The following is a 20369-nucleotide window of genomic DNA, read 5'->3' as shown; positions in this document are numbered from 1 at the left end:
GAATCTCCTCTAAATCAATTATTAATTGTTAATTGTTTCCACGCCGTGCGGTAGTCCTCAATACGATCGCATAATATAAAAGGCGCTTCGTAGGCGATTTTCCGAGTCGTTGGACCCTGGGGGAGCGTGTCGTCGGTAACCGTTACTTCTATGATACCACTTTCCAGGTCTTTGATGTCTTCCCAACCGATGATTTCCTTTTTCGCGTTCCCTTGGCGCGGTAAACCTACCCCCGTTAACCCTTTGCTGGTCGTGAACACTATTCTACCATTCATATCATAATAGGTTTCCTTTTCATATTGCTGCATCACCGGGAATTGTACCCTGTATAACGTGATGAGTTCCTCTAGGGTTAACCCTAACGACATGGCTGCTAATACGTCTATTTCTACTAACGCTTGACGACGTTCGTAGTCACTCCGCAAGGCGTTATTTCTTTGCCATTCTGGGGTTAAATGACGGAAAAAGTTTTGATTCAGTCGCGGGTCTTCCCCTTTTGTCCATCTCTCTTCACGGTATCCTTCCTCCCAGCATTCTTCCCATAATTCACCATAATACACTGTTAGGCAATTTAACGCTAGAGTGCGAACTCGTAAAGCGGGGGTAGTTTGAATCAGAGGGAAATTTTCCCAGGTGTAGTGCAGGTTAGACCTTCCGGTGGTTTTAATATAAAAATCAGCGATTATGCTAATTCCCAAACTGGCTGCTTTTAACAATGATTGATTATCTTTAAATGCCGTTGACTGCACCCCATTAATATGAGCATTTCCTGGCGGAATAATAGCTGGAATATAGGTTCGTTCTCCTGATTGATTTAGCATATTACGACAAGCTAAACGATAAAACTCAGTGACGGGTTTTTGGTCATCCCAGGGAACGCAGGGAGTGCGACGACGGTATTCAGCAGGGGAACAGTCCGGGACGTAGTTAGTGCGCGGTAGATAGTCGTCGGGAATTGCTGTTAAATCAATAATATCATACTCACTATTCAAACGACAAACTTTTCTCGGAGTTTTATAAAGTGGTGTTCCGACAAAGAAATGGGGTCCTGATAAAATCAGGTCTTGGGGAGACTTCACAAACTGAGTATCTCGGCGAATTGTCTTCTCTTGTTGAGCATTAGTTTCATTCCAATGCTGAGTTGTATAAACTTCACCTTGTAAATTACCCAGTCGCTGTTCTGGGGTGGCAAACTTTTCTAATACACTGACTAAGTTTTGCGAATGTAAAGCCGGGAGTCGCGCTTCCTCGGCGGGGGTTCCTTCCGCATCATATAATCTCGTAAATAGCTGTAAGGTCTCGGAATTAACGCTAATAATTCGGCTAGGATGACCTTTGGTTTCCCATTGACCGTTATCATTTTTAATCCCTGGAATTAAACCTATTTGCGGAGACTCAAAACATTCGGCAATAGTAGCAACGCTGAAAATATTAGCAATATGAATAAAGCGAATAATTGTATCATCATGACTACGGGGTTTCTTATATATGTTGATACTGTATTTTGTTTTATGAGTAACATCTTTAAACAAAGAAATTGTCATCTCATTCTGTAACTGAAAATGTGCTTTTAAGTGCCGATATAATTCCCGGCGCAAAGTTCCGCCTTTGGGGTCATCATAAACCCCTTCTGGGTGTAAGAAACCCGACACCCCGCCAGACTTGCCAAAATTCCATGCTTGGGGAAGGAAACACTTAAATAAGTTGGCTTTCTGACCCTGTAATAAATGATAATTTTGCACCGCGTTGAGGAAATTCTGGGTTCCGTCTAACTCTTCATACTCCTGAAGATATGCCGCTCGTAACTTTGGGTATTTACTAAATAAATCTTCCCGCCGTTTCGCCAACTCACTCGCCGATAACTTTCTAATCACCGTCAACGGGTCATATTCCCCCAATATATCCCCTTCTTGCCATTCTATCTTCACCCAGGGAGGGTTACCAATAATTAAATCAAACCCGCCTCTCTCTAGGAAAATATCCGCAAATTCCAACTCCCAATGGAAAAACTTATAAGTTTTCGCCAAAGTGTCCGCCAACTGCAACCGAGGGTAAAAACCCTTGAACTTCTCCAAGTCCACAAAACCAAATTTCTTAATAAAATCCTCCGCTTGCTGGGGTGTTTGAGTTTCCGGGAATAAAGATAACTGTTGGGAGGGTACCATTTCCGTCACCCCTAAAATCATCCCTATGTCGCTGAAAAACTCCTCCCGACTCGGTAAGTTTTCCGCCTCCTCTAGCGGCCAAAACCATAAACTGCACCAATAGTCCATCACCAACTTTAGCCGCCGATAAGCGGATGAATTACTCACCCCCCGCGAGAGTTTCTCCTGTTCGTAGATTTTATCTTTTTGTGCTAGGGGAACTTCCCGTTTCTCCTGTTCCGGTTGTCCCCACACCGTCAAGCTGTCCGTAGTCCGTTGGCGAATTATGGCTAATTCCTTCGCGTAAGTATGCCACAGTTCATCAATGCGAGTTGATAGGTATGTTCCATAGTCCGCTTGGTCGGCATTTAGGGGAGTTTTGATAAATTCTTTCTGCCATTGGTTAATCTGTTTTATGGCTTCGGGGGTGAGTTTTTTAATCACTTTATCGGTATAATTAGCCATACCTGGGTCCCCTAACAAAAAGTGAAAAATACCGTCTGCGGGGAAGGTTTCTCCCAGGGGTATCCGTGACGGCGGCATTTCCCACCAGGAGAGGTTTTTTTTTACCTTGACTCACCTTTTGGCGGGGGTATATTTGTCGTCTCGCACCCACCAGGGAGTTACCACAATGCAATTGCAAGCCAAGCCAGGGGACGAATATTTGGTGGCTGTCTTTTTCCCCATAGATACAATTTAACCACAGGGAAACCTCCGCTAATTCCATGGCTATGGGGTTTTTATCAATGCCAAATACATTGCGGTCAGCCAGCAGCATTTTGACTTTCTGCTTCTCTAACGTGATGTTTTCATGGGGTATCCGTTGATTAAGTTCCTTCTCTTTTTGCTGTAAATAAGCCTCCGCTAATTGAGTTATAGCTTCATTCAAAAAAGCCGCACTTCCCATAGCTGGTTCGCATACCGTTAACTTTAAAATATCGTCAGCGGTCTTGTCCGCTAAAAGTTCTTGGAGAGCATATTTGACCAAACATTTGGTTAAGGTTTGGGGAGTGTAATAACTGGCACTTTTTGGGCGATCTCTTCCCGCTAACCGAAACAAAAATTTCCCTTTCTCATGTTTGCGGGGAGTTTTTCCGGTCTGGGGGTCTGTCACCAACTCCTCCGTTTTTAACTCCTCCAAACGGTCAGCGGGAACAAAATAAGCCACCTCTAATTCACTGCGTGGTTGGGAACCTTTCGCCGCTTTGGGTTTAACTGTGGGTTGGTCTTCGTCGTCGTCTTCGGTGTCTGTCTTGGTAGAGGTTTTTTTGGCGGCGGGTTGAACTTCGTAGAGGTTTTCCTCGGCGAAAAAAGCCGATAAACTCAATAAACCCTCGTAAACTTCCCCTAACTGGTTAACCCCCAATTGCGCGTAGCTAATGCGTCCCCGTCGTCCTTGTCCTGACCGCGACAAAGACATCAATTCCAAGACTTTCTGTAGGACGGAATTGCGAAACCTGACTCCGTTTAACATGGAGGTATATTCGGGGTCAAACAGATGACTTTTTAAGGCGGGTAAACGGAAGGTATTATAAATGGCTGTTTTCTTCTGCAAAAGTTCGGCTTGTTTATGGTCTTCTTCAGGATATCCAAACCACAACAATTTAAATAAACGACGAATAGAGGTATCTATATAATAGCCTTCCGAGTCCTCGGAAGAAAGTAACTCCACCTGTTCCAAGTCTCGCAGGGTTTCTAAACTATATCCCTCCCGATAAACATCAGAACCCATGGGAGCATAACCTAACTCGGGTCGCGCTTCAATATAAAAGATAAATAGCAGTCGATAAACCCACCGCAAACACTGGATTTTTAACAGGTTGGGGTCAATTTCCTGTTCTCCCTTTTGGGTTTGTTCCTGGGTGGAATACACCCCCTTTTTACCGACTGTCCGCCGATAATAAATAAACTCGTTTCCCAAAAGTTCGATCGCCTCGCGTAAGGCAAATTTCAAGTCTTCGGAAACGCTATAAGTATGGCGGTGACTATTTTCATCAAGGGTATCTAACAACGCCATTCCTTCGGCTGGACAAATGCGATCGCGGTGTAACAGGGTAGCGATAGCGAACAAAGAATGGCGATCGCGATCGGCTAAAATCTGCTCTAAATCAAACCTTAACAACCGGGAAGCATTCCATTTATAACGGTCAATTAAAGCTATCTGGTCTACACTAATTAATAGCACCCAGCGGGGGGGTTCATTTTGACCAAAAACCACATCAGTTACGATATCTTCCAGGGTAGAATTTAGCCAGTTTTCTGGAGAGCGATCGACCCGAAATTCCGGGAAATCTTGACCTTGAATAGGGTCAAATTCCAGGGAGAGAATATCGAGAGGTTCTCCGGTAGGATTAAACCCTTCCAAAACCCACAAATTTGGCATTCCAGAACTCTGTCTAACTTCCGCCAAAATCGGGAGCAAGGTATCATTATCCAACCACTTTAACCCCGGTTCCCACTGATACCCCAAAACCTCCAAAACCTGCCGAAAAAACTGCCGTTGCTGACCGAGAATTTCAGTTTTATCTATATTAATAGTTTGGGTGCGAGTTTTGAGGCGAAAATAATCTCCCCGCAGCCTCCCCAAAGCCTGGGACGGCGGCTCTTGATTGGTCCCCACCTCGGAGGCGATCGTCTTTAGGTCTTCGGTTAAAATTGCATCCAAATAATAGGCGGCATAAAATTCATTTTCGTTAGCAATTCCGATTAACATAATATTCGATAACCCCGGCTTATAGTCAAAGAAACCCTGTAAATTTTCATTTTACACTACTCACGACCAACAAGAAACCCGGTTTCTCAAAGAAACCGGGTTTCTAGACCTCTCCACAAAGAAACCCGGTTTCTCAAAGAAACCGGGTTTCTAGACCTCTCCAACAAGAAACCCGGTTTCTCAAAGAAACCGGGTTTCTAGACCTCTCCACCAAGAAACCCGGTTTCTCGAAGAAACCGGGTTTCTAGACCTCTCGAAAAAGAAACCGGGTTTCTAGACCTCTCTTGCGCTAAAATTTAACGGAGTTATAAAAGTTGAAGTTGTGGGAGTTGATTGGAAATGCCACGTCGCCAAATTGTTTTTGAAACGGGTCATTACTACCATATTTATAATCGAGGTAATAATCATCAAATTATCTTTTTTACCCAAGACAACTATATTCATTTTTTGCGCCTGATTAGAAAATATTTGGTTGAATCTAATGTGGCTGATATTATTGCTTATTGTTTGATGCCTAATCATTATCATTTATTGGTATATTTGAAACAGAATTGTTTTTCTGAGGTGATGCAAAAATTTAGCTTGTCTTATGTGAAAGCAATTAACAAGCAGTATGACAGGGTTGGCGGTTTATTTCAAGGTAGATTTCAAGCGATCGCTGTTGATAATGATGAATATTTATTCCATTTAACACGATATATTCATTTAAACCCAGTTAAGGCTAATTTGGTTAAAAAACCCGAAGATTGGGAGTTTTCTAGCTATCCCGAATATCTCCAATTGCGTGGGGGAACTTTGCCGAAAATTGATGGGGTGCGATCGCTTTTTAATTCGGTGAATGATTATCAGTCTTTTGTCGAAAGTCATATCCAAACCTCATCAATTCAGCACTTACTACTTGATGAATAGAAGCTAAAAGAAACCCAGGGATAAGAAACCCGGTTTCTCAAAGAAACCGGGTTTCTCGGCTTCTCGAGGATAAGAAACCCGGTTTCTCAAAGAAACCGGGTTTCTAGACTTCTCGACAAAGAAACCGGGTTTCTCAAAGAAACCGGGTTTCTAGACTTCTCGACAAAGAAACCGGGTTTCTATGCTTGCTGAATCACAAAAATTAACTTGAGATAAGGTTCGCTTTCCGTAGTCATTGACAACTCTACCCAATCGCGATAATCTTGGAATATCTTGTCAATTTTATGGCGTTCTTTCTGCTGTTTATCCTGCTTCAGATTAGCCGAAATATTATCACTTTCCCACCGCAACTCTAACTGTTCCACATGATAGCCTTGCAGCCTTTCCAGGCGTTCCCGTTGTGCCTCTAACTGAGGATTTAACTGGTCTTGAAACCGTTGCCTTTCCTGCTGAAGATATTGCCGCGCTTGCTGAATAGCCGGACTCCGTAAAGGGAGTAAATCATCAATATTAACCGTCCCGGAATTGGGCAACTCATGCAGTCCTAATTCCGTGCGTTTCTGAGTTTCCGCAAAGGGTTCAACCCGCTGAAATTTCCCTTGTTTAAAGATAACCGAAACCCAGCGATTTAGGACGGAAGTTCCTCGGCGGTTGGGGAAACTACCAAAGCAGATAAAAATCACCTCATCGGATTCTAATCCCTGAGATAATTGTATCACAGGTGCTTGATGTCTGCCAAAATAAAATAAACAGCGATCGCTAATCCATTCTACCAAAGGATGCAATTCCCAAAGGTATTGAACAGCCGACCAGTCCGCGTCTTCGGTTCGCGCTTGTTCCATGGCCCGCATCATATCTTCGGGGCGATCGCTAAGATATAATAACCGATTATCCTGGGGTTGTATTTCTTTAGGAAGGCGATCGTAACGGCTTTTTAGCTCTTGAGGAAGTTGCAATTCAATAAACCCTTCATCTTCGTTAATTTGGAGATTATGAACCGGACTGGTCTGGGAATTAATGAACCTTAAAGCCGTAGCGGTAAACTGAAAAATCGACGGAAATAGACTTAACAAACTCCCCGTTTCCACCAGAGGTTCACCCTGGCTAGAGTCCATGGAAACCCCCTCATCAGTATCCCCAGACTCCGACTCAAACCAGCTAAAAATATCGACATCTCCCTCTCCCTTGGCGTTGCGGTCTAACTCCTCGGCAAAATCCGCCGCCGACACTCCGCTTTCAATAGCAGCAGCGGTCAAATTTTCTTCTTTTTCCGGGTCAAATACCCCCATAAATACGGAAGGATCGCCAATATTTTTAATCGCCTGTTCATCCTTAGTTAAAAGTACTTTAATAATACGCTCCACCTCATCCATACGTTCAACCTGGGAGCGAGTCAGCAGATAGCGAATTTCCGGTTTTCGAGTTTGTCCGTAGCGGTCGATCCGTCCGTTTCGCTGCTGTAAAGTCATCAACGACCAAGGGATATCAAAGTGAATCAATTTATGGCTAAGATAGTGCAGGTTTAACCCTTCTGATGCCACTTCCGTAGCAATTAAAATCCTCACCGGGGAATTTTCATAGCCAAATTTCTCGACAATTTCCACTTGGTCAATATCTGCCATACCCCCATCTAAACGAGCGATCGCCTCTGGTTTTAAGCGCAAGTCTTGGGGTAGTTCCGCCTCCAGAAACCGCAAAGTTTCCAAACGTCCGGTAAAAATAACCAAGCGGTCTTTGGGGTCTTTTCCAGTCCACTGAAACTCAGTTTTAATCAGTTGGATAAGTCGCTGATACTTAGAAAAACTCCCCTGATCTATTGCCGCCAAACCTGCCGCCAAATCAGTCAATTCTGCCTGGTCTAATTCCGTGGAGATATCCAGCTTTTTCTGTAAAGTTTTCAGGCGATTTTGCACGGTTTCCAGACCCGCAGCCGGACTAGATAAGAATGCCTTTAGGAGAGTAGTTTTAAATAGCTGTCCGGCACTTTTGCCTCGGTCAATACTGACCAATTGCAAATCGTGGAGTTTCCGAAAAACCGCCTCTTCTGGGGGGGAGGCGATCGCTTCTACAGGTTCCACATTCCGTTCAGGGATACTTTGGTTTAAATCCCGCAAAACATCTTTTTTAAACCGCCGCAAATAGAGGTCATGGATATCATTTTTAGTGTAGTTACTTTCATTAGCGATCGCCGTCGGATCTAGCATATTCATCAAACTAGCAAAACTCTCCGGTTTCCCGTCATGGGGAGTAGCGGAAAGCAAAATCAAAGTATCCGAACGAGTAGCTAAACGTTCAGCCAATTTCGCCCGCTGCGAAGCCGACTGACCCTTACCTCTGCGGGCGACATTATGGGCTTCATCAATTATAATAATATCCCAGTGAGCCTGTTCCAAATAACTGCGATATTCCCGGTCTTGTTTGAGGGTATCAATAGAAATAATTGTCCGGTCATAATAGTGAAAAGGGTTATGATTTCCCGGAAGTCGCGATCGCACTCGTTGAATTTCCCCAGAGTCCAAACGCACCAAAGGAATAGTAAACCGCAGCCAAAACTCCTTTTGAAACTGCCCCATCATTGACTTAGTAGTAACCACTAAAATCCGGCGACCTTTCCCCCTCCCAATTAACTCAGTTACCAGGATACCACATTCCAGAGTTTTACCCAACCCCACCGCATCAGCAATTAACAAGCGTTGGCGAGGCATTTGTAGGGCTTTAGTCGCCGGAATAAGCTGATAATTCAGGGCATCCATAGCGGCTTTATGTCCCCAATAAATCCGCCCATCTTCCGGGATAGTTTGCTTTAAATTCGCCTCAACAAATAATAAACTACGGACATAACCAGAAGTTTCATCAATAACCAAATGAGTCTCTTCGGGTTTCAACACTTGTAAACCCCGTTTCCTGTCTTTTTTTTCCAACTCTTCCAGGAAGCGAATACGACGACCCCGGAGAAATTCCGACACTCCCACTGCTTCAATAATGCGATCGCCATCAGAAGACAGGGCCACAGATTTAACCAACCATTCAGCATCCCGGCAAAGAATTCGTGCCCCTGGAGCAATATCTGTTAACATATTTTAGCTTATTATTACACCATATTTTCCGAAAATTAGTTTAGCATAAAACCCTCCCAGAAACCGAATTTTTTGACTCCCGCTGTTTAATTGGAAGACGATCGCCTTTTTTTCCCAAACTTAATCAATGCGATCGCCAAGAGTACCCCTAACCCAGCACAGGCGAAACTCAGCAAGACAGCAATAGTAAAAGGATGCACATTATCACCTCGATTATCAGACCAGGGAAACGTCATTTTCTCCTGAAAAATTAACGCCGAAGTCGAAGCTACAATCGCCCCCACCCCAATACCCCAGCCAGCGATTTGGATTTGATGTTCCAAAAGGCGATCGCGTTCCGCTTGGTCAATTTCCACCAAACCGCGAATCGTGTTAATTGCGGTATCTAACAGGCGTTCTCCTTGTTGCAGATAAACCAAATCCGCTTTTATTTGTTCCTGAAATGTGCCAAAAATATGATTGGCTTTATCCCGCCAACCCGTCAAATCACTGTTACTTTTGACCTCCATGCGGGTGAGAGTATTAAGATAATTATTCCGATTAATGGCGATCGTATTCTCAAACGTCACCAAACTCCGCATTCGTTGAGAATACCGCAACGATAAATCCAACAAATTCTTAATTTCCTTTTTCAAAGACCTTAACTCTTCCTCCGACAAATCCGGCGGAACATCCGTCGCAATATTAGGCGGAAAAGTCCGAATCGTCTTTTCTATCGTTTTAATATCCTGATTAGCCTTACTATATTCCCCCCGACTGTCTATGTAATTTTGGCAAATCTTGCGCTCATAAAAAAACAACTCCGGTAACCACCACTGAACCCCATTAATTTTCTCTTTACTCTCCTCCGAAAATAGCAGCAAAATCATAATCTTTCCGTAGGGATGGGGACTATAAATATCCTGATATTCATACAGAAATCCCCCCAAAAACTCTCGACTAGCCCAGAAAGGCGGCGCTGGTTTTTTCGGGTCTGGTTTTAACAGGTTTTGTAATAGTTCATCGGCTAATTTTTTCCCCTCCTCCAAAGTCCCTGGGCGAGAGTCAATAAAACCACTAAACAGCATCGTTGTTCCCCAAGAGGCGTGTTTGAGATGAGTTTGCAGCGGTTCATCTAGGCTTGTTGACGTTCCCGCAAAAAATGACTTTGGGGGGCTTAATTTCGCAATATCTGAGAATTTTACCCCATCTTTTCCTAGTTTTTGGGGATGGAAGAGGTGCAATAAAAAACTATAGCTATCATTCAGATATTGAGGATAAAAAAATCCCCGATATTTGGGCGGTAAATTAACTCGTTGAATCCCTATCTTGCCCGGATTATTTATGATTTGAAAAAATAGATTATTGCCATTAGTTAAATAATCAAAATCCGACCTAAATAGATATTCCTGGATGACATCTTCTAGGGTCTTTCCACTCAGATAATTATGCCAATCAATCAGAATTTCCAGGACAATTATTCTCAGTTTAATCCACCATACAAGTCCCATAATTGTCTGAATATACTGAAACCAATTATCAAGAATTGCCCACGGGGATAAAATCTCTTTTTGTAAGTTTTTAACCAGAGAATCCACCAACCCATAATCTGCCAATAACTGGAGATAATAAACAATCATTGACCTGAGAGGCAAATCCTGATCCGTGTCTTGTAGGTTGGTGGTACTTAGGATTTTTAAATGATAGGTAAACAAGCGGATTTCTGGGGCATAAATAACCTTATCTTTCATGATGATTGCTGCTGGTGCTGCTGTTGAGATTTATCGATAGTTTCCTGCACAAATCGAGTTGATAAGTTAGTCAATTTAATTTCTTCCTCCGTTGCCACATCATCTGGGTCTTCATACTCATCGATCGCATCACCTCGGACGGGGCGGAGTGCTTGGAGGATTTCACTATATTGGTGGTTTTTACACCATTTTGCGATCGCTCGTGCTATAGTTTTAATATCATCATTAGCTGAGGCGAGGTTGGCTTTCAGTTCGTCCAAAGTTTCCCAAGCCGTGGGGGGAATAATCGCACTCTCGGGTTTTTTGCTTTCTCGATGCAGAAGCAGTAAAAAAGCCCGCACAATCCGTTCATTTTCAGATGTTTCCATCACAGTTCAACCTCATCATCACTCAACCCACCCCATTATAACCCCGTTGCCGTAAACGCAGACCAATAACAAGCCTCCGCAAACGGGGGTCATCAAATAAACTCAAACGGTCTTCCACTTCTTCCATTTCGCCGTCGCCTTCAAGTCATAGTTGAGCCAGTCAAGAATACCAGAACTTTAATCTCTACTTTCCGGTAATGTCCGTTGGAATTGAGCCAATTTTAACCTGAGAACTCTTTGCTTATTATGCAAGGTTAAGATTAATTCATGCTTTTCTGGATAGCGCCACTCCACATAATCAATGAAATCATCAATTGTACAAGTTTCTTGGGTTCCTCCATTCCATTGATGAAAATCTTCATGTAGTTTTTTGTCAATTGTTAAGATGTTATCTGGATCGGCGCTGAGAAAATGATATGTTTTTTTGTCATAAAGATGATGACCAACCAGTTCAATTCGTGGGTCATACTTATCTCTAACAACACCCGTCACCTGACAAGTTTTTTTATCTCTATTTTTGGCGAAGTTCATAGCTTGCTCAATCTGTTTTGGCTCTGGAGAAGGTGCGATCGCCAGAAATTTTAATACCGGAGGAGCAACTTCACGCACCCGTTTACAATAATCACGCCTCTCTTCTGAACGCAATTTTAAGGACAATTCTATACTGAGTTTTTCTAAGCCAGACAACGAGAAGAATCTCAGTCCGTCATAATCTTCAAAATCTATATTTATTCTCATGGGAAAATCCGACCTTTGAATATCTCCAAACGCCCGGATTAACCTTGATGAAGTCGTCATAAATATCTTCACTACATCTTCTCGACTAAGCCAGTGACGTTTATTTCTATAAACTAAAGAAGAACTATTTTCATACACTGCTCTACGAATCTTGCCATCTATTTGATTGAGGCTATATTGCTCTAGTAAGGCAATAACTCCGTTTAGGGCAATTTTAGTGGCATCACCTCTCAAATCCAGATAACTGGCAATAGCCAAAGCTCCTTCCCGAGAAAATATCCGAATCGGTTGTTTATTTACATAATTTTGTATTGCAAAATGCAACCATTCTTTGAGTTGAATACTTTCATCAGCAGATGCCTGTAAAAAATCCACTATTTCGTCTAAACTTTGTTGATTTAGCCCTAAAGCCTCAGCCAGCTTTATTTCTTCAATATAGAAAACTTCTTTATCAAAAGGCATCTTCAGAATCCAGCAATTATACTCTTGTACATATTTTCGACCTGCTCAAAAATAGCTCTGTCACCCGTCACTAAATTGTCTGGATGATAAATTTTTGATAATTGATAGTAGGCAGCTTTAACATCATTCTTGGTAGCAGTTTTGGGATCTAGTCCAAATACCTGCCAGGGTTTAAAGTATTTAAAGATATCAATTCCATTAATACAACCATATCCTTCCTGGCTTTGCTCATGGGGAAGGATACCTACAAACTTTCGATAGAGTGTTTCCCAGGTTGGTTTTAAGCGGAAGTCTAACGAGTCCATACCATCAGTCGCCATCCTGAAACCACCAGATTTTTTCAACTCTGATGTATTGTTCACGCCAAACCGCTCATAAATAGCTTTTTTTAGCTCATCAGTCTTCAGCGACTGAGCTTTCTTGCTTGACTTTTGCTGTGATATCTCCAGAACGAAATAGGCAAACTGCTCCAACAGTTCCGAGTCAACTTGCCTGACTTGAGCAAGACGATCTATCTCAGTCTTTACTTGTGGATCTAGAACTACTTGGGGCATGGGAGTACCACCACAACTTTACTTTATTAATTATGGCAAGACATTCAGGCTAAGTCAAGGAAAGTTATTCTGGCAAAAAGGTGTCGTATTCGCCGGGGGTTATCTCGCTATGGGATGGCTGCGTTACCCCTAAAAACGCCCCCACCGCCTGCGCCACATCAAGTCGGCATCGTCTAACCTCATCATCACTCAACCCACCCCATTATAACCCCGTTGCCGTAAACGCAGACCAATAACAAGCCTCCGCAAACGGGGGGTCATTAAATAAAATCAAACGGTCTTCCACTTCTTCCACTTCCTCCGGGGTCGCCTTCTGCTCATGTTTTAGCCAGTGGAGAATATCATCACAAGATACCCCCCGCAACCAAGTTTGAGCCGCTTGCAAAGCCACTGTCACCGAGGGATAATCCGGTAAAATTTGATAGAGGCGCAGCGTCACCAGAGTCGCCGCCAGTTCATCCACATTCCAGAGACTGGCGACCACCGTTCGCGCTCCGGCGTAGAAAAACGCACTGGATAATCCCACATAATCATCGGTGTGGGAGGTTTCCACCAAGCCAGTTTTGCAAGCCGACAGCACCAGCAGGCGACAGAGGGGAATATTAAGACGGTTGAAAATATCCAGAAAGGTCAGCTTTTCCTGATTAGCCAGTCTCAGATAGGCGTTGAGGGGGTTGCGATCGTCAAATTCACCGTGACAGCCAAAGTGGACCGCGTGACTCTGTTCCAGGAAGGTTTGGGTCTGGGGTTGGCTTAAATTCTCCTGGGTAGCTTTGTCGCGACGCAAGACTTGATGGGGGCTGAATTGGCGCAATAATAGTTCCACCTCCCACTCGGCATAGTTCAGGTCTTCGGTCGGGTTTTGAATCGCGAAAAAGGGGACGGTTTCCCGGTTGAGGGGGGGACGCTGCTGGAGGGTGTTGAGAATTTGACAACTGGGGGCATATTGCACGGGGAACCCGTCTTGTAGGGGTTTGCCCTCACCCCCAGCCCCTCTCCCAGCGCGGGAGAGGGGAGAAGAGGGGACGGGGAGCGCGTGGAGGGGGATGAGGTGCAGTTCCCGGTGGGGAATCAGGATAAGCTGTTGAATCTGGGATAAGTCACCCAGAAGGCGGGGGAGTTGCAAGGCGGCGCTGAGGGTTTCCAGGCGTTGGGGGAGTTGCTGATTCCAGGAGGGTTGTCCGTAGTCGCTGCGGTAGTCGCTGATGGCTTGGTCCAGGTGTTGGCGGTCCTCGGCGTTGAAGGGGTGGGGGGTAATCTGGATTTGGTCGTTTTGGCGGGTGACGAGGAAGGCGTAAAACCCGGAGTCCGCTTCCGTGGGGAGATACCACTCGATGAGGGCGGTTTGAGGGGGGAGGAGGCGGCGCAAGTCGGGGAGTTGAGGGGGGACTTGTTGGGTGAGGGTAAAGTTGGGGTCGTCGAGTTCGGTGAGCAAGTCTTGGAATTGCTGGTTAGCGGCTTGGAGTTGTTGGCGGATGAGGGTTTCCGGTGAGGGTTGGTTGGGGTTGTTTTCGGTGGTGGGGGTGAGGGTGTTGCTGGAGGTGTAGGCGAGTTGTTGTTGGTACATAGCGATTTGACGGCGCAAGTCGCTGATGCGTTGTTTTTGTTCGTCCGTGGCGTTTTTGGGGTAGAGGTGGGCGCTGTCGAGGAGTTCGATCAGGGTGCGGGATTTACTGCGTTCGACAGTGAGCAAGGCTTGGGGGTAGTCTTGGTGGTTGATGCAGGCTTGCACCATTTTTTGATAGATATTGAGGGAGTTGGCGATGAGTTCCCGTTTGGTGGCTTCGGAGGTGGCCCAGTAGCGGCTTTGTTCAATGGCTAGGATGGCTTGGTTGTAGCCTTCGATGGCGATTTCCCAGTTTTGCAGGTCATAGCCGAGGTTGCCGAGGCTGCGTGAGGGTCTGAGGCAGGCTAGGGGGAAGGAGGAGGGGGTGAGGACTTCTAGGGCTGCTCGGTAGCAGGCGATCGCCTCCTCGATATTGTCCGCTCGCTCTCCCCGGATGCGGTCAGAGTAGGCATTCCCCAAGTTATTTTGAGTCCTGGCCCAATCTTCGGGAAAGGCGGTGCGGGTGTAGACTTTTAAGGCGGCTTGTAAGGCAGCGATCGCCTCCTCGATATTGTCCGCTCGCTCTCCCCGGATGCGGTCACAGTAGGCATTCCCCAAGTTATTTTGAGTCGTTGCCCAATCTTCAGCATAGGCGGTGCGGGTTCTCACTTCTAAAGCCGCTTGATAACAGCGAATCGCCTCCTCGATGTTCTCCGCACGCTCTCCCCGCAGGCGATTGCTGTAAGCAACCGCCAAACTGTTTTGAATCGTTCCCCAAACTTCGGGATTATCTTGACGGTCAAAAAAATCTAGGGCTTTGATGTAGATCGCAATGGCAATTTCTAAATTAATCGCCCGTTGACCTTGGGGAAATTGCTGCACCAAATTGGCAAAATTGAACAAATCAATAATGTTGGTGCGAGTGGCAAAGGCGGGAATGAGGGCAATCAAATCCTCATTCAGCTTGGCTTGCTGGCGTTCAAGGAAGGGATAAACAACCGAGGGATTAACACCGCTTTCACTGGTCAAGCGAAGAGCTTCTCGCAAAAATGTTTCGTATTCTGTGGGTATCATCTCGCTTTGGGATGGCTGCGCTTCGCTTTGAGATGGCTGCGCTGTCTCCAGCCCTAAAAACGTCTCAACCCGTTGCGCCACATTCTGCAAAAACTGTGCTAGGTTGTCTTGTCCCGCTTGCCGCAACTGTGCCGCCACTAACTCACACACCTGCACAAACCCCTCATCCACCAACTCCAGATGACGGTTGAGGATTTGCGGTTCCTCCCCAGTCGGACATTCGAGGAGTTCTTGAATCAAGGAGAGATAAGCCTGTACTCGTTGTTCATCCATAGCCACACACCGGGTAGGGGATACCACCCTGATTTTACACCATCCCCGCGACTGAGAAACCGGGTTTCTTTGTTAAATCTTTGTTAAAAAACAGAGATGCTGGTAGAAACCCGGTTTCTTTTCCCTCAACCCAAACGCAGATTTTTATCACTTTATCATTCCCCAGCAGCCGCTAAAACCTCTCTATATAAATTTGAGCCAATCCGAAAATTAGCCTCCCAGATTAAACTATCCATAATCGGTCTAATCTGAGGAATCAAACTCCGACGCTTTGCCACTAGCAAAATTCCTAATAATCCGGTAATCGACAACCCCAAATTGATTGCTTCCCTTCGTCCTAACCGTTCATCAATCAATAATTCTTCTGCTTTCACTTCCAATGCCAACCCACTTACAGGAGAAGTATCACTCACAACAATCATAGCCATCCCTTGGCCGTTAAATGCTGGATATCCTCCTGCAATTCCTCCACATCGTAATGAATATTAATGCCCTTCTCTGAGAGAATCTGTTGGAATCTAACCTGCGAGATATTCAGTAACTCGGCTGCCTTACCCAAGCTAATTTTTTCCTGCTGAAACAGCAATAATACCAACTCGATAATTAACTCTTGTTCAGACAGTCCACTAGCCTTAACAATGTCTGCGGAAATCACTAGACTCATAATCTTGATTTTACCTCTTCGGTGGTTAGCATGGTGCATTTCAGGATATTACCCCCATTTTACCCCATCCCCGCCACTGAGAAACCGGGTTTCTTTGTTAAATTTTTCCTTACCATCTTGAAACAGGGTTTCTTGCATCCCTCACTTCTCCCCCCCTAACGGAGAAACCTGGTTGCGCTCATTCTCTCATTTTACCCCTAAATTATCTCAAAAACCCAGTTTCTTGCCCTTTAACCCTCCTGATAATTCTCAAAAAAATCCATGAAACTTTCAGCTATTTGAATCTGTACCCTCACCTCAGATGCACCAATGCCAACATCTAAATCATAATCACTACGGTTTCGCAAATCCTGGGCATCAATCAAATATCTGTGAAATTCTCGAAACCTTTGATTATCCTTGGCAAATTCCCGACCAAAAGCACTGATGACAGCAGAATGGCTCGAAAAACTTAAATCCTTACGGAGCAAAAATGCACAAGCCACATAAAACATCGCATAATAGGCACGAGACATTGACAGTTCAGCCAGGTTATTTTCTAACAATAAACTTGCCCCCACTAAACTCCGCCGCGCCTTCTCCCACAATAACCGCTGTTCATCCTTGATAAATCAATTCCCTCTTGATGAACATTCAGTAAAAAAGGACTTTTTTCATGATTAAACCGAAAATCCGAAATAAAAGCACGGGAAATAACCGTATCATACCTTAAAGATAATTCCTGAATAAACTCACTCGTCCTCTCAATTTCTTGAGCATAATCAAAACCCTGCCTCAGAACAATCAATATATCAATATCAGAATCAGGTTTGGCTTCCCCTCTCGCCTGAGAACCATATAAGACAATTTGACTCACGCGATCGCCATAATGTACCCCAAACCAACTTTTAATTAACTCGATAATTTCCGATAAATTTTGATGTTTCATTACACAATATTCATCCCTATCCCAAAAGGTTGATCGAGAACAATGATTAACCGCTCTCCCAAAGCTGATCGATGGTAGCTTAACCGCATCATCCGCCAAGTATCTAGGTAAGGAGTTCTCGAATCCGCGAGAGATAAGACTGCGATCGCTTTTCATCCATAGCCACACATGGGGTAGAGAATACCATCACCATTTTACCCCATCCCCGCCACTGAGAAACCGGGTTTCTTTCTTAAATTTTTGTGAATCAGAGATGCTGCTAGAAACCCGGTTTCTTTTCCCCCACCCCAAACGCAGATTTTTATCACTTTATTATTCCCCAGCAGCCGCTAAAACCTCTGTATATAAATTTGAGCCAATCCGAAAATTAGCCTCCCAGATTAAACTATCCATAATCGGTTTAATCTAAGTAATCAAGGGTGTTCTGGGTTCAAGATGATAAGTAAAATTGATAGCAGATTACACCCGTTGCGGTAGGGGCGAAAAATTTTTCGCCTCTACAATTTTGTATTCCCTGCAACCAATCCCACCCTATAGAAGACCCGTGGCTTTTCCCCGCAGACTAGCCCTGAAATTTGCTCCTTTTCCTCAATTCTCCATTATCGATTCATTTAAAGCCTCTTGAATCACCTGCTCACTTACCCCGCGCCGCTTCAATCCATCAATAAAACTTAAAACAGGTAGCTGGCGACTTTCCAGATAGTATAAAATAGCCTCATAAGGTGATGGTAACTCAATGGGATGATGTTGTTCTTCATAGACTTCAATCAGGGCTGTCAGAACCTCAAGCCTATCCCCATCATCCGTATTTATAGGCGCATCAAATAACCGTTCAACCTCTGCTAAAGCTTCACGATAATCCGCCTCAGTTTTAATGGGTTTTAATTTCATGGGTTTCACCTCTTTAAATCGTGGTTGCATCAATATTATCATAGTCCTTATGAGTACCAATAAAGCGAATAAAGACAATCCCCAAATCATAACGAACATGAACAATTATCCGGTAATTGTTTCCTTTTATATTAAAAACCACCCGATTATTAGGAAGAATACTGGCATTACCATAAATCGCTTTAATATCTGCTGGGCTTGTCCAGTTCATGCTACGGACATCCTGAAACCAAGCCTTTAATGGTTGTTCAGCATCGGCGTGCAACTGCCAAAACTCTCGTAATGTACTGCGAGCAATAATCCTCACAACAACGTTTTCCCTCAATCATTAATCATCAATTGCAACGCAATAGCTCAGGATAGCACCCCCATTTTACACCATCCCCGCGACTGAGAAACCCAATTTTTTTCTTAAATATTTGTGAAGAAACACCAGATGCTGCTAGAAACCCGGTTTCTTTTCCCGCCTGCCATCCCCTTGTGACTTGAGACTAATCGGCATCCTTAAATCAACTCCGATAGACATCCCGACGATGCCTCACGCGCACAATCCGAACCACCCCAGCCGCCGACTTCTTAAACCGGACAGCATACCCTTCATTTGCGATTCGCTTCTGCCTGGATGTCTTGTTTTAACTCCTCCCAAGACACCTCCTCCTCCTGCTCACGAGCATGAGCCACCAACACATCATAGAAATCTTCCCATAACTCACCCCACTCAGCCAAATCAATTAATACTGCCTGTTTTTCTCCGGCTTCATTCACCACAAATTGAATTCCTTTCATGACTATTTTTCCTCATAAATTAACCGGGTCGGCGAAATCAATCAATTGCCTAATATTCATGGTGATTTCCTGGGTAACAATAGAGATTTTATTTGGGTTTCACACCATTACCGAGATAGTTCCCCCATCCCAGACAACTCCATCCCATTGGCAAAGGTAACGAGTTCTTGAATCCGCTTTCGGCGCAATCAGCTAGTTGCGCGGCTGACCCGTCAAACCAATGGGAATCTTCAGTTAATACATCCAGAATTACATTACTATCTACGAGGAAATCCGTCATTCCTCACCCCGCGTTAAATTCAGAATCTCATCAGTGGTCATATCCCCTGTGGCTTTTCCCCGCAGATTTGCGATTAACGTTGCTCCTTTGGCTGAGGTATTTTGATACCGCCAAGCTAAAAAGTCTAAGAAGATTTTAGCTTCTTCCAGGGCGGGTTGGGGGAGGTTACGCAGAATCGCTAAGATTTCAGTTTCGGTGGTTACCATGATGCAACAGCTTCAGGATAGTATCTCCATTTTACCCCATCCCCATAACTGAGAAACCGGGTTTCTTTGTTAAATTTTTGTTAAAAAACAGAGACTTGGCGAGAAATCCGGTTTCTTTTCCCAGACTTTTTCCCCTTTCCCCTCCCAAAATAGTATAATCAAAGAAATACCCAAGTTGAGGTAAATGATGAGTCCCCTCCTAGAAAAAGTCTTAGCAGAAGTCACCCAACTCGATCGCCAAGAGCAGTTGCAACTCGTCTCCTACTTAATTACCCAGTGGCAACAACAGCCAAACCTATTTGTAGAGCCAAAAATCAGCCGTAAAAATTTATTTGGTTGTATGCAGGGCAAAATCAAGATTGCCGAAGACTTTGACGCCCCCCTTGATGATTTTGCTGAGTATATGTAATGAGATTATTATTAGATACACATATCTTGATTTGGCTGATAGAAGGCAACCCAAATCTTAGCCAAACCGCAAGGCAAGCGATCGAGGATGAAAGCAACACTTTGCACCTAAGTATTGTTAGCCTCTGGGAAATAACCATTAAAACCAGCCTCGGTAAACTCGAACTGGCAATCCCACTAGAACAAATTGTAATCAATTTTATCCTTCCCAGCGGTATTCAAATTCTCCCCATTCAGCTTTCGCACTTATTGATATTACAAACGTTACCCTTCCATCATCGAGATCCGTTCGACCGATTATTGATTTCCCAAGCCAAATCTGAAGGTTTAACCTTGGTATCAGGAGATGGTATGTTTGAGCAATATGAAGTAAAAATACTTTCTTAGTTCATCTCAAACCACCCTCCACCGAGACTCACAAACCTCCCAGAAACCTCCCAGAAACCGGGTTTCTTTAGAAAATATTTGTAAAAGAACAGAGACTTGGCTAGAAACCCGTTTTCTTTTCCCCACCCCAAACGCAGATTTTTATCACTTTATCATTCCCCAGCAGCCGCTAAAACCTCTGTATATAAATTTGAGCCAATCCGAAAATTAGCCTCCCAGATTAAACGAGCC

20 protein-coding genes are annotated in these 20369 nt (G+C 44.3%); 3 read left to right on the top strand and 17 right to left on the bottom strand.

Annotated elements, in window-relative coordinates; genetic code table 11:
• Positions 1-14: 14 nt before the first annotated feature.
• Positions 15-2609, bottom strand: coding sequence for an Eco57I restriction-modification methylase domain-containing protein (locus ACTIE0_RS12325; RefSeq protein WP_006668282.1), 2595 nt, complete (start codon positions 2607-2609; stop codon positions 15-17).
• A complete protein-coding gene (locus ACTIE0_RS12320) occupies positions 2602-4857 on the bottom strand; it encodes an N-6 DNA methylase (RefSeq protein ID WP_006668281.1) in 2256 nt (751 codons plus the stop codon). The genes ACTIE0_RS12325 and ACTIE0_RS12320 overlap by 8 nt, the downstream gene beginning before the upstream one ends.
• Before the next feature lie 339 nt (positions 4858-5196).
• Here ACTIE0_RS12320 and ACTIE0_RS12315 point away from each other — a divergent pair, with 339 nt between their 5' ends.
• Complete coding sequence (locus ACTIE0_RS12315; RefSeq protein ID WP_006668280.1) at positions 5197-5766, top strand: REP-associated tyrosine transposase; 570 nt, start codon at positions 5197-5199, stop codon at positions 5764-5766.
• Between the two features lie 179 nt (positions 5767-5945).
• Here the strand turns inward: ACTIE0_RS12315 and ACTIE0_RS12310 are convergent, their stop codons facing one another.
• The 15 genes from ACTIE0_RS12310 to ACTIE0_RS12240 form a co-directional block, all read right to left on the bottom strand.
• Positions 5946-8777: a DEAD/DEAH box helicase gene (locus ACTIE0_RS12310; RefSeq protein ID WP_273247769.1), complete on the bottom strand. Its 2832-nt coding sequence runs from the start codon at positions 8775-8777 to the stop codon at positions 5946-5948.
• Between the two features lie 152 nt (positions 8778-8929).
• Entirely contained in the window at positions 8930-10573 is a 1644-nt protein-coding gene (locus ACTIE0_RS12305) for a hypothetical protein (RefSeq protein WP_006668277.1), read from the bottom strand.
• Positions 10570-10941, bottom strand: coding sequence for a hypothetical protein (locus tag ACTIE0_RS12300; protein WP_006668276.1), 372 nt, complete (start codon positions 10939-10941; stop codon positions 10570-10572). Before ACTIE0_RS12300 ends, ACTIE0_RS12305 begins: the two co-directional genes overlap by 4 nt.
• A gap of 177 nt (positions 10942-11118) precedes the next feature.
• On the bottom strand, positions 11119-12141 hold the full coding sequence (locus ACTIE0_RS12295) for a hypothetical protein (protein ID WP_439516911.1): 1023 nt from the start codon (positions 12139-12141) through the stop codon (positions 11119-11121).
• Between the two features lie 2 nt (positions 12142-12143).
• A complete protein-coding gene (locus ACTIE0_RS12290) occupies positions 12144-12695 on the bottom strand; it encodes a J domain-containing protein (protein ID WP_008055885.1) in 552 nt (183 codons plus the stop codon).
• A gap of 202 nt (positions 12696-12897) precedes the next feature.
• On the bottom strand, positions 12898-15615 hold the full coding sequence (locus ACTIE0_RS12285) for a CHAT domain-containing protein (RefSeq protein WP_439516910.1): 2718 nt from the start codon (positions 15613-15615) through the stop codon (positions 12898-12900).
• 128 nt (positions 15616-15743) lie between these two features.
• Positions 15744-16010, bottom strand: coding sequence for a PIN domain-containing protein (locus ACTIE0_RS12280; protein ID WP_006670547.1), 267 nt, complete (start codon positions 16008-16010; stop codon positions 15744-15746).
• A complete protein-coding gene (locus ACTIE0_RS12275) occupies positions 16007-16252 on the bottom strand; it encodes a UPF0175 family protein (protein WP_039933777.1) in 246 nt (81 codons plus the stop codon). The genes ACTIE0_RS12280 and ACTIE0_RS12275 overlap by 4 nt, the downstream gene beginning before the upstream one ends.
• Before the next feature lie 230 nt (positions 16253-16482).
• Complete coding sequence (locus ACTIE0_RS12270; RefSeq protein ID WP_439516909.1) at positions 16483-16797, bottom strand: HEPN domain-containing protein; 315 nt, start codon at positions 16795-16797, stop codon at positions 16483-16485.
• Between the two features lie 14 nt (positions 16798-16811).
• A complete protein-coding gene (locus ACTIE0_RS12265; RefSeq protein WP_008056116.1) occupies positions 16812-17180 on the bottom strand; it encodes a nucleotidyltransferase domain-containing protein in 369 nt (122 codons plus the stop codon).
• A 588-nt stretch (positions 17181-17768) separates the two neighbouring features.
• Complete coding sequence (locus ACTIE0_RS12260) at positions 17769-18071, bottom strand: helix-turn-helix domain-containing protein (protein ID WP_006670551.1); 303 nt, start codon at positions 18069-18071, stop codon at positions 17769-17771.
• Positions 18072-18084: 13 nt separating this feature from the next.
• Positions 18085-18378 carry a type II toxin-antitoxin system HigB family toxin gene (locus tag ACTIE0_RS12255; protein WP_006622881.1) on the bottom strand — a complete coding sequence of 98 codons (294 nt, stop codon included), beginning with the start codon at positions 18376-18378 and terminating at the stop codon, positions 18085-18087.
• A 290-nt stretch (positions 18379-18668) separates the two neighbouring features.
• A complete protein-coding gene (locus ACTIE0_RS12250; RefSeq protein ID WP_006622878.1) occupies positions 18669-18857 on the bottom strand; it encodes a hypothetical protein in 189 nt (62 codons plus the stop codon).
• An 88-nt stretch (positions 18858-18945) separates the two neighbouring features.
• Positions 18946-19137 (bottom strand): hypothetical protein, encoded by a 192-nt coding sequence (locus tag ACTIE0_RS12245; protein WP_006622876.1) that lies wholly within the window; start codon positions 19135-19137, stop codon positions 18946-18948.
• A complete protein-coding gene (locus tag ACTIE0_RS12240; protein ID WP_006622874.1) occupies positions 19134-19343 on the bottom strand; it encodes a hypothetical protein in 210 nt (69 codons plus the stop codon). Before ACTIE0_RS12240 ends, ACTIE0_RS12245 begins: the two co-directional genes overlap by 4 nt.
• Before the next feature lie 184 nt (positions 19344-19527).
• Between ACTIE0_RS12240 and ACTIE0_RS12235 the strand changes: the two genes are divergently transcribed.
• Both ACTIE0_RS12235 and ACTIE0_RS12230 read left to right on the top strand, forming a co-directional pair.
• Positions 19528-19752 (top strand): DUF2281 domain-containing protein, encoded by a 225-nt coding sequence (locus ACTIE0_RS12235; protein WP_006622871.1) that lies wholly within the window; start codon positions 19528-19530, stop codon positions 19750-19752.
• A complete protein-coding gene (locus ACTIE0_RS12230) occupies positions 19752-20138 on the top strand; it encodes a type II toxin-antitoxin system VapC family toxin (protein ID WP_006670553.1) in 387 nt (128 codons plus the stop codon). Before ACTIE0_RS12235 ends, ACTIE0_RS12230 begins: the two co-directional genes overlap by 1 nt.
• The last annotated feature ends 231 nt before the right edge of the window (positions 20139-20369 follow it).

It is taken from the genome of Limnospira sp. (assembly GCF_051859755.1).
Taxonomy (GTDB): Bacteria; Cyanobacteriota; Cyanobacteriia; order Cyanobacteriales; family Microcoleaceae; genus Limnospira; species Limnospira fusiformis.
Note: the sequence above shows the minus strand (reverse complement) of the source record. Positions and strands in the feature narration are given on the sequence as shown.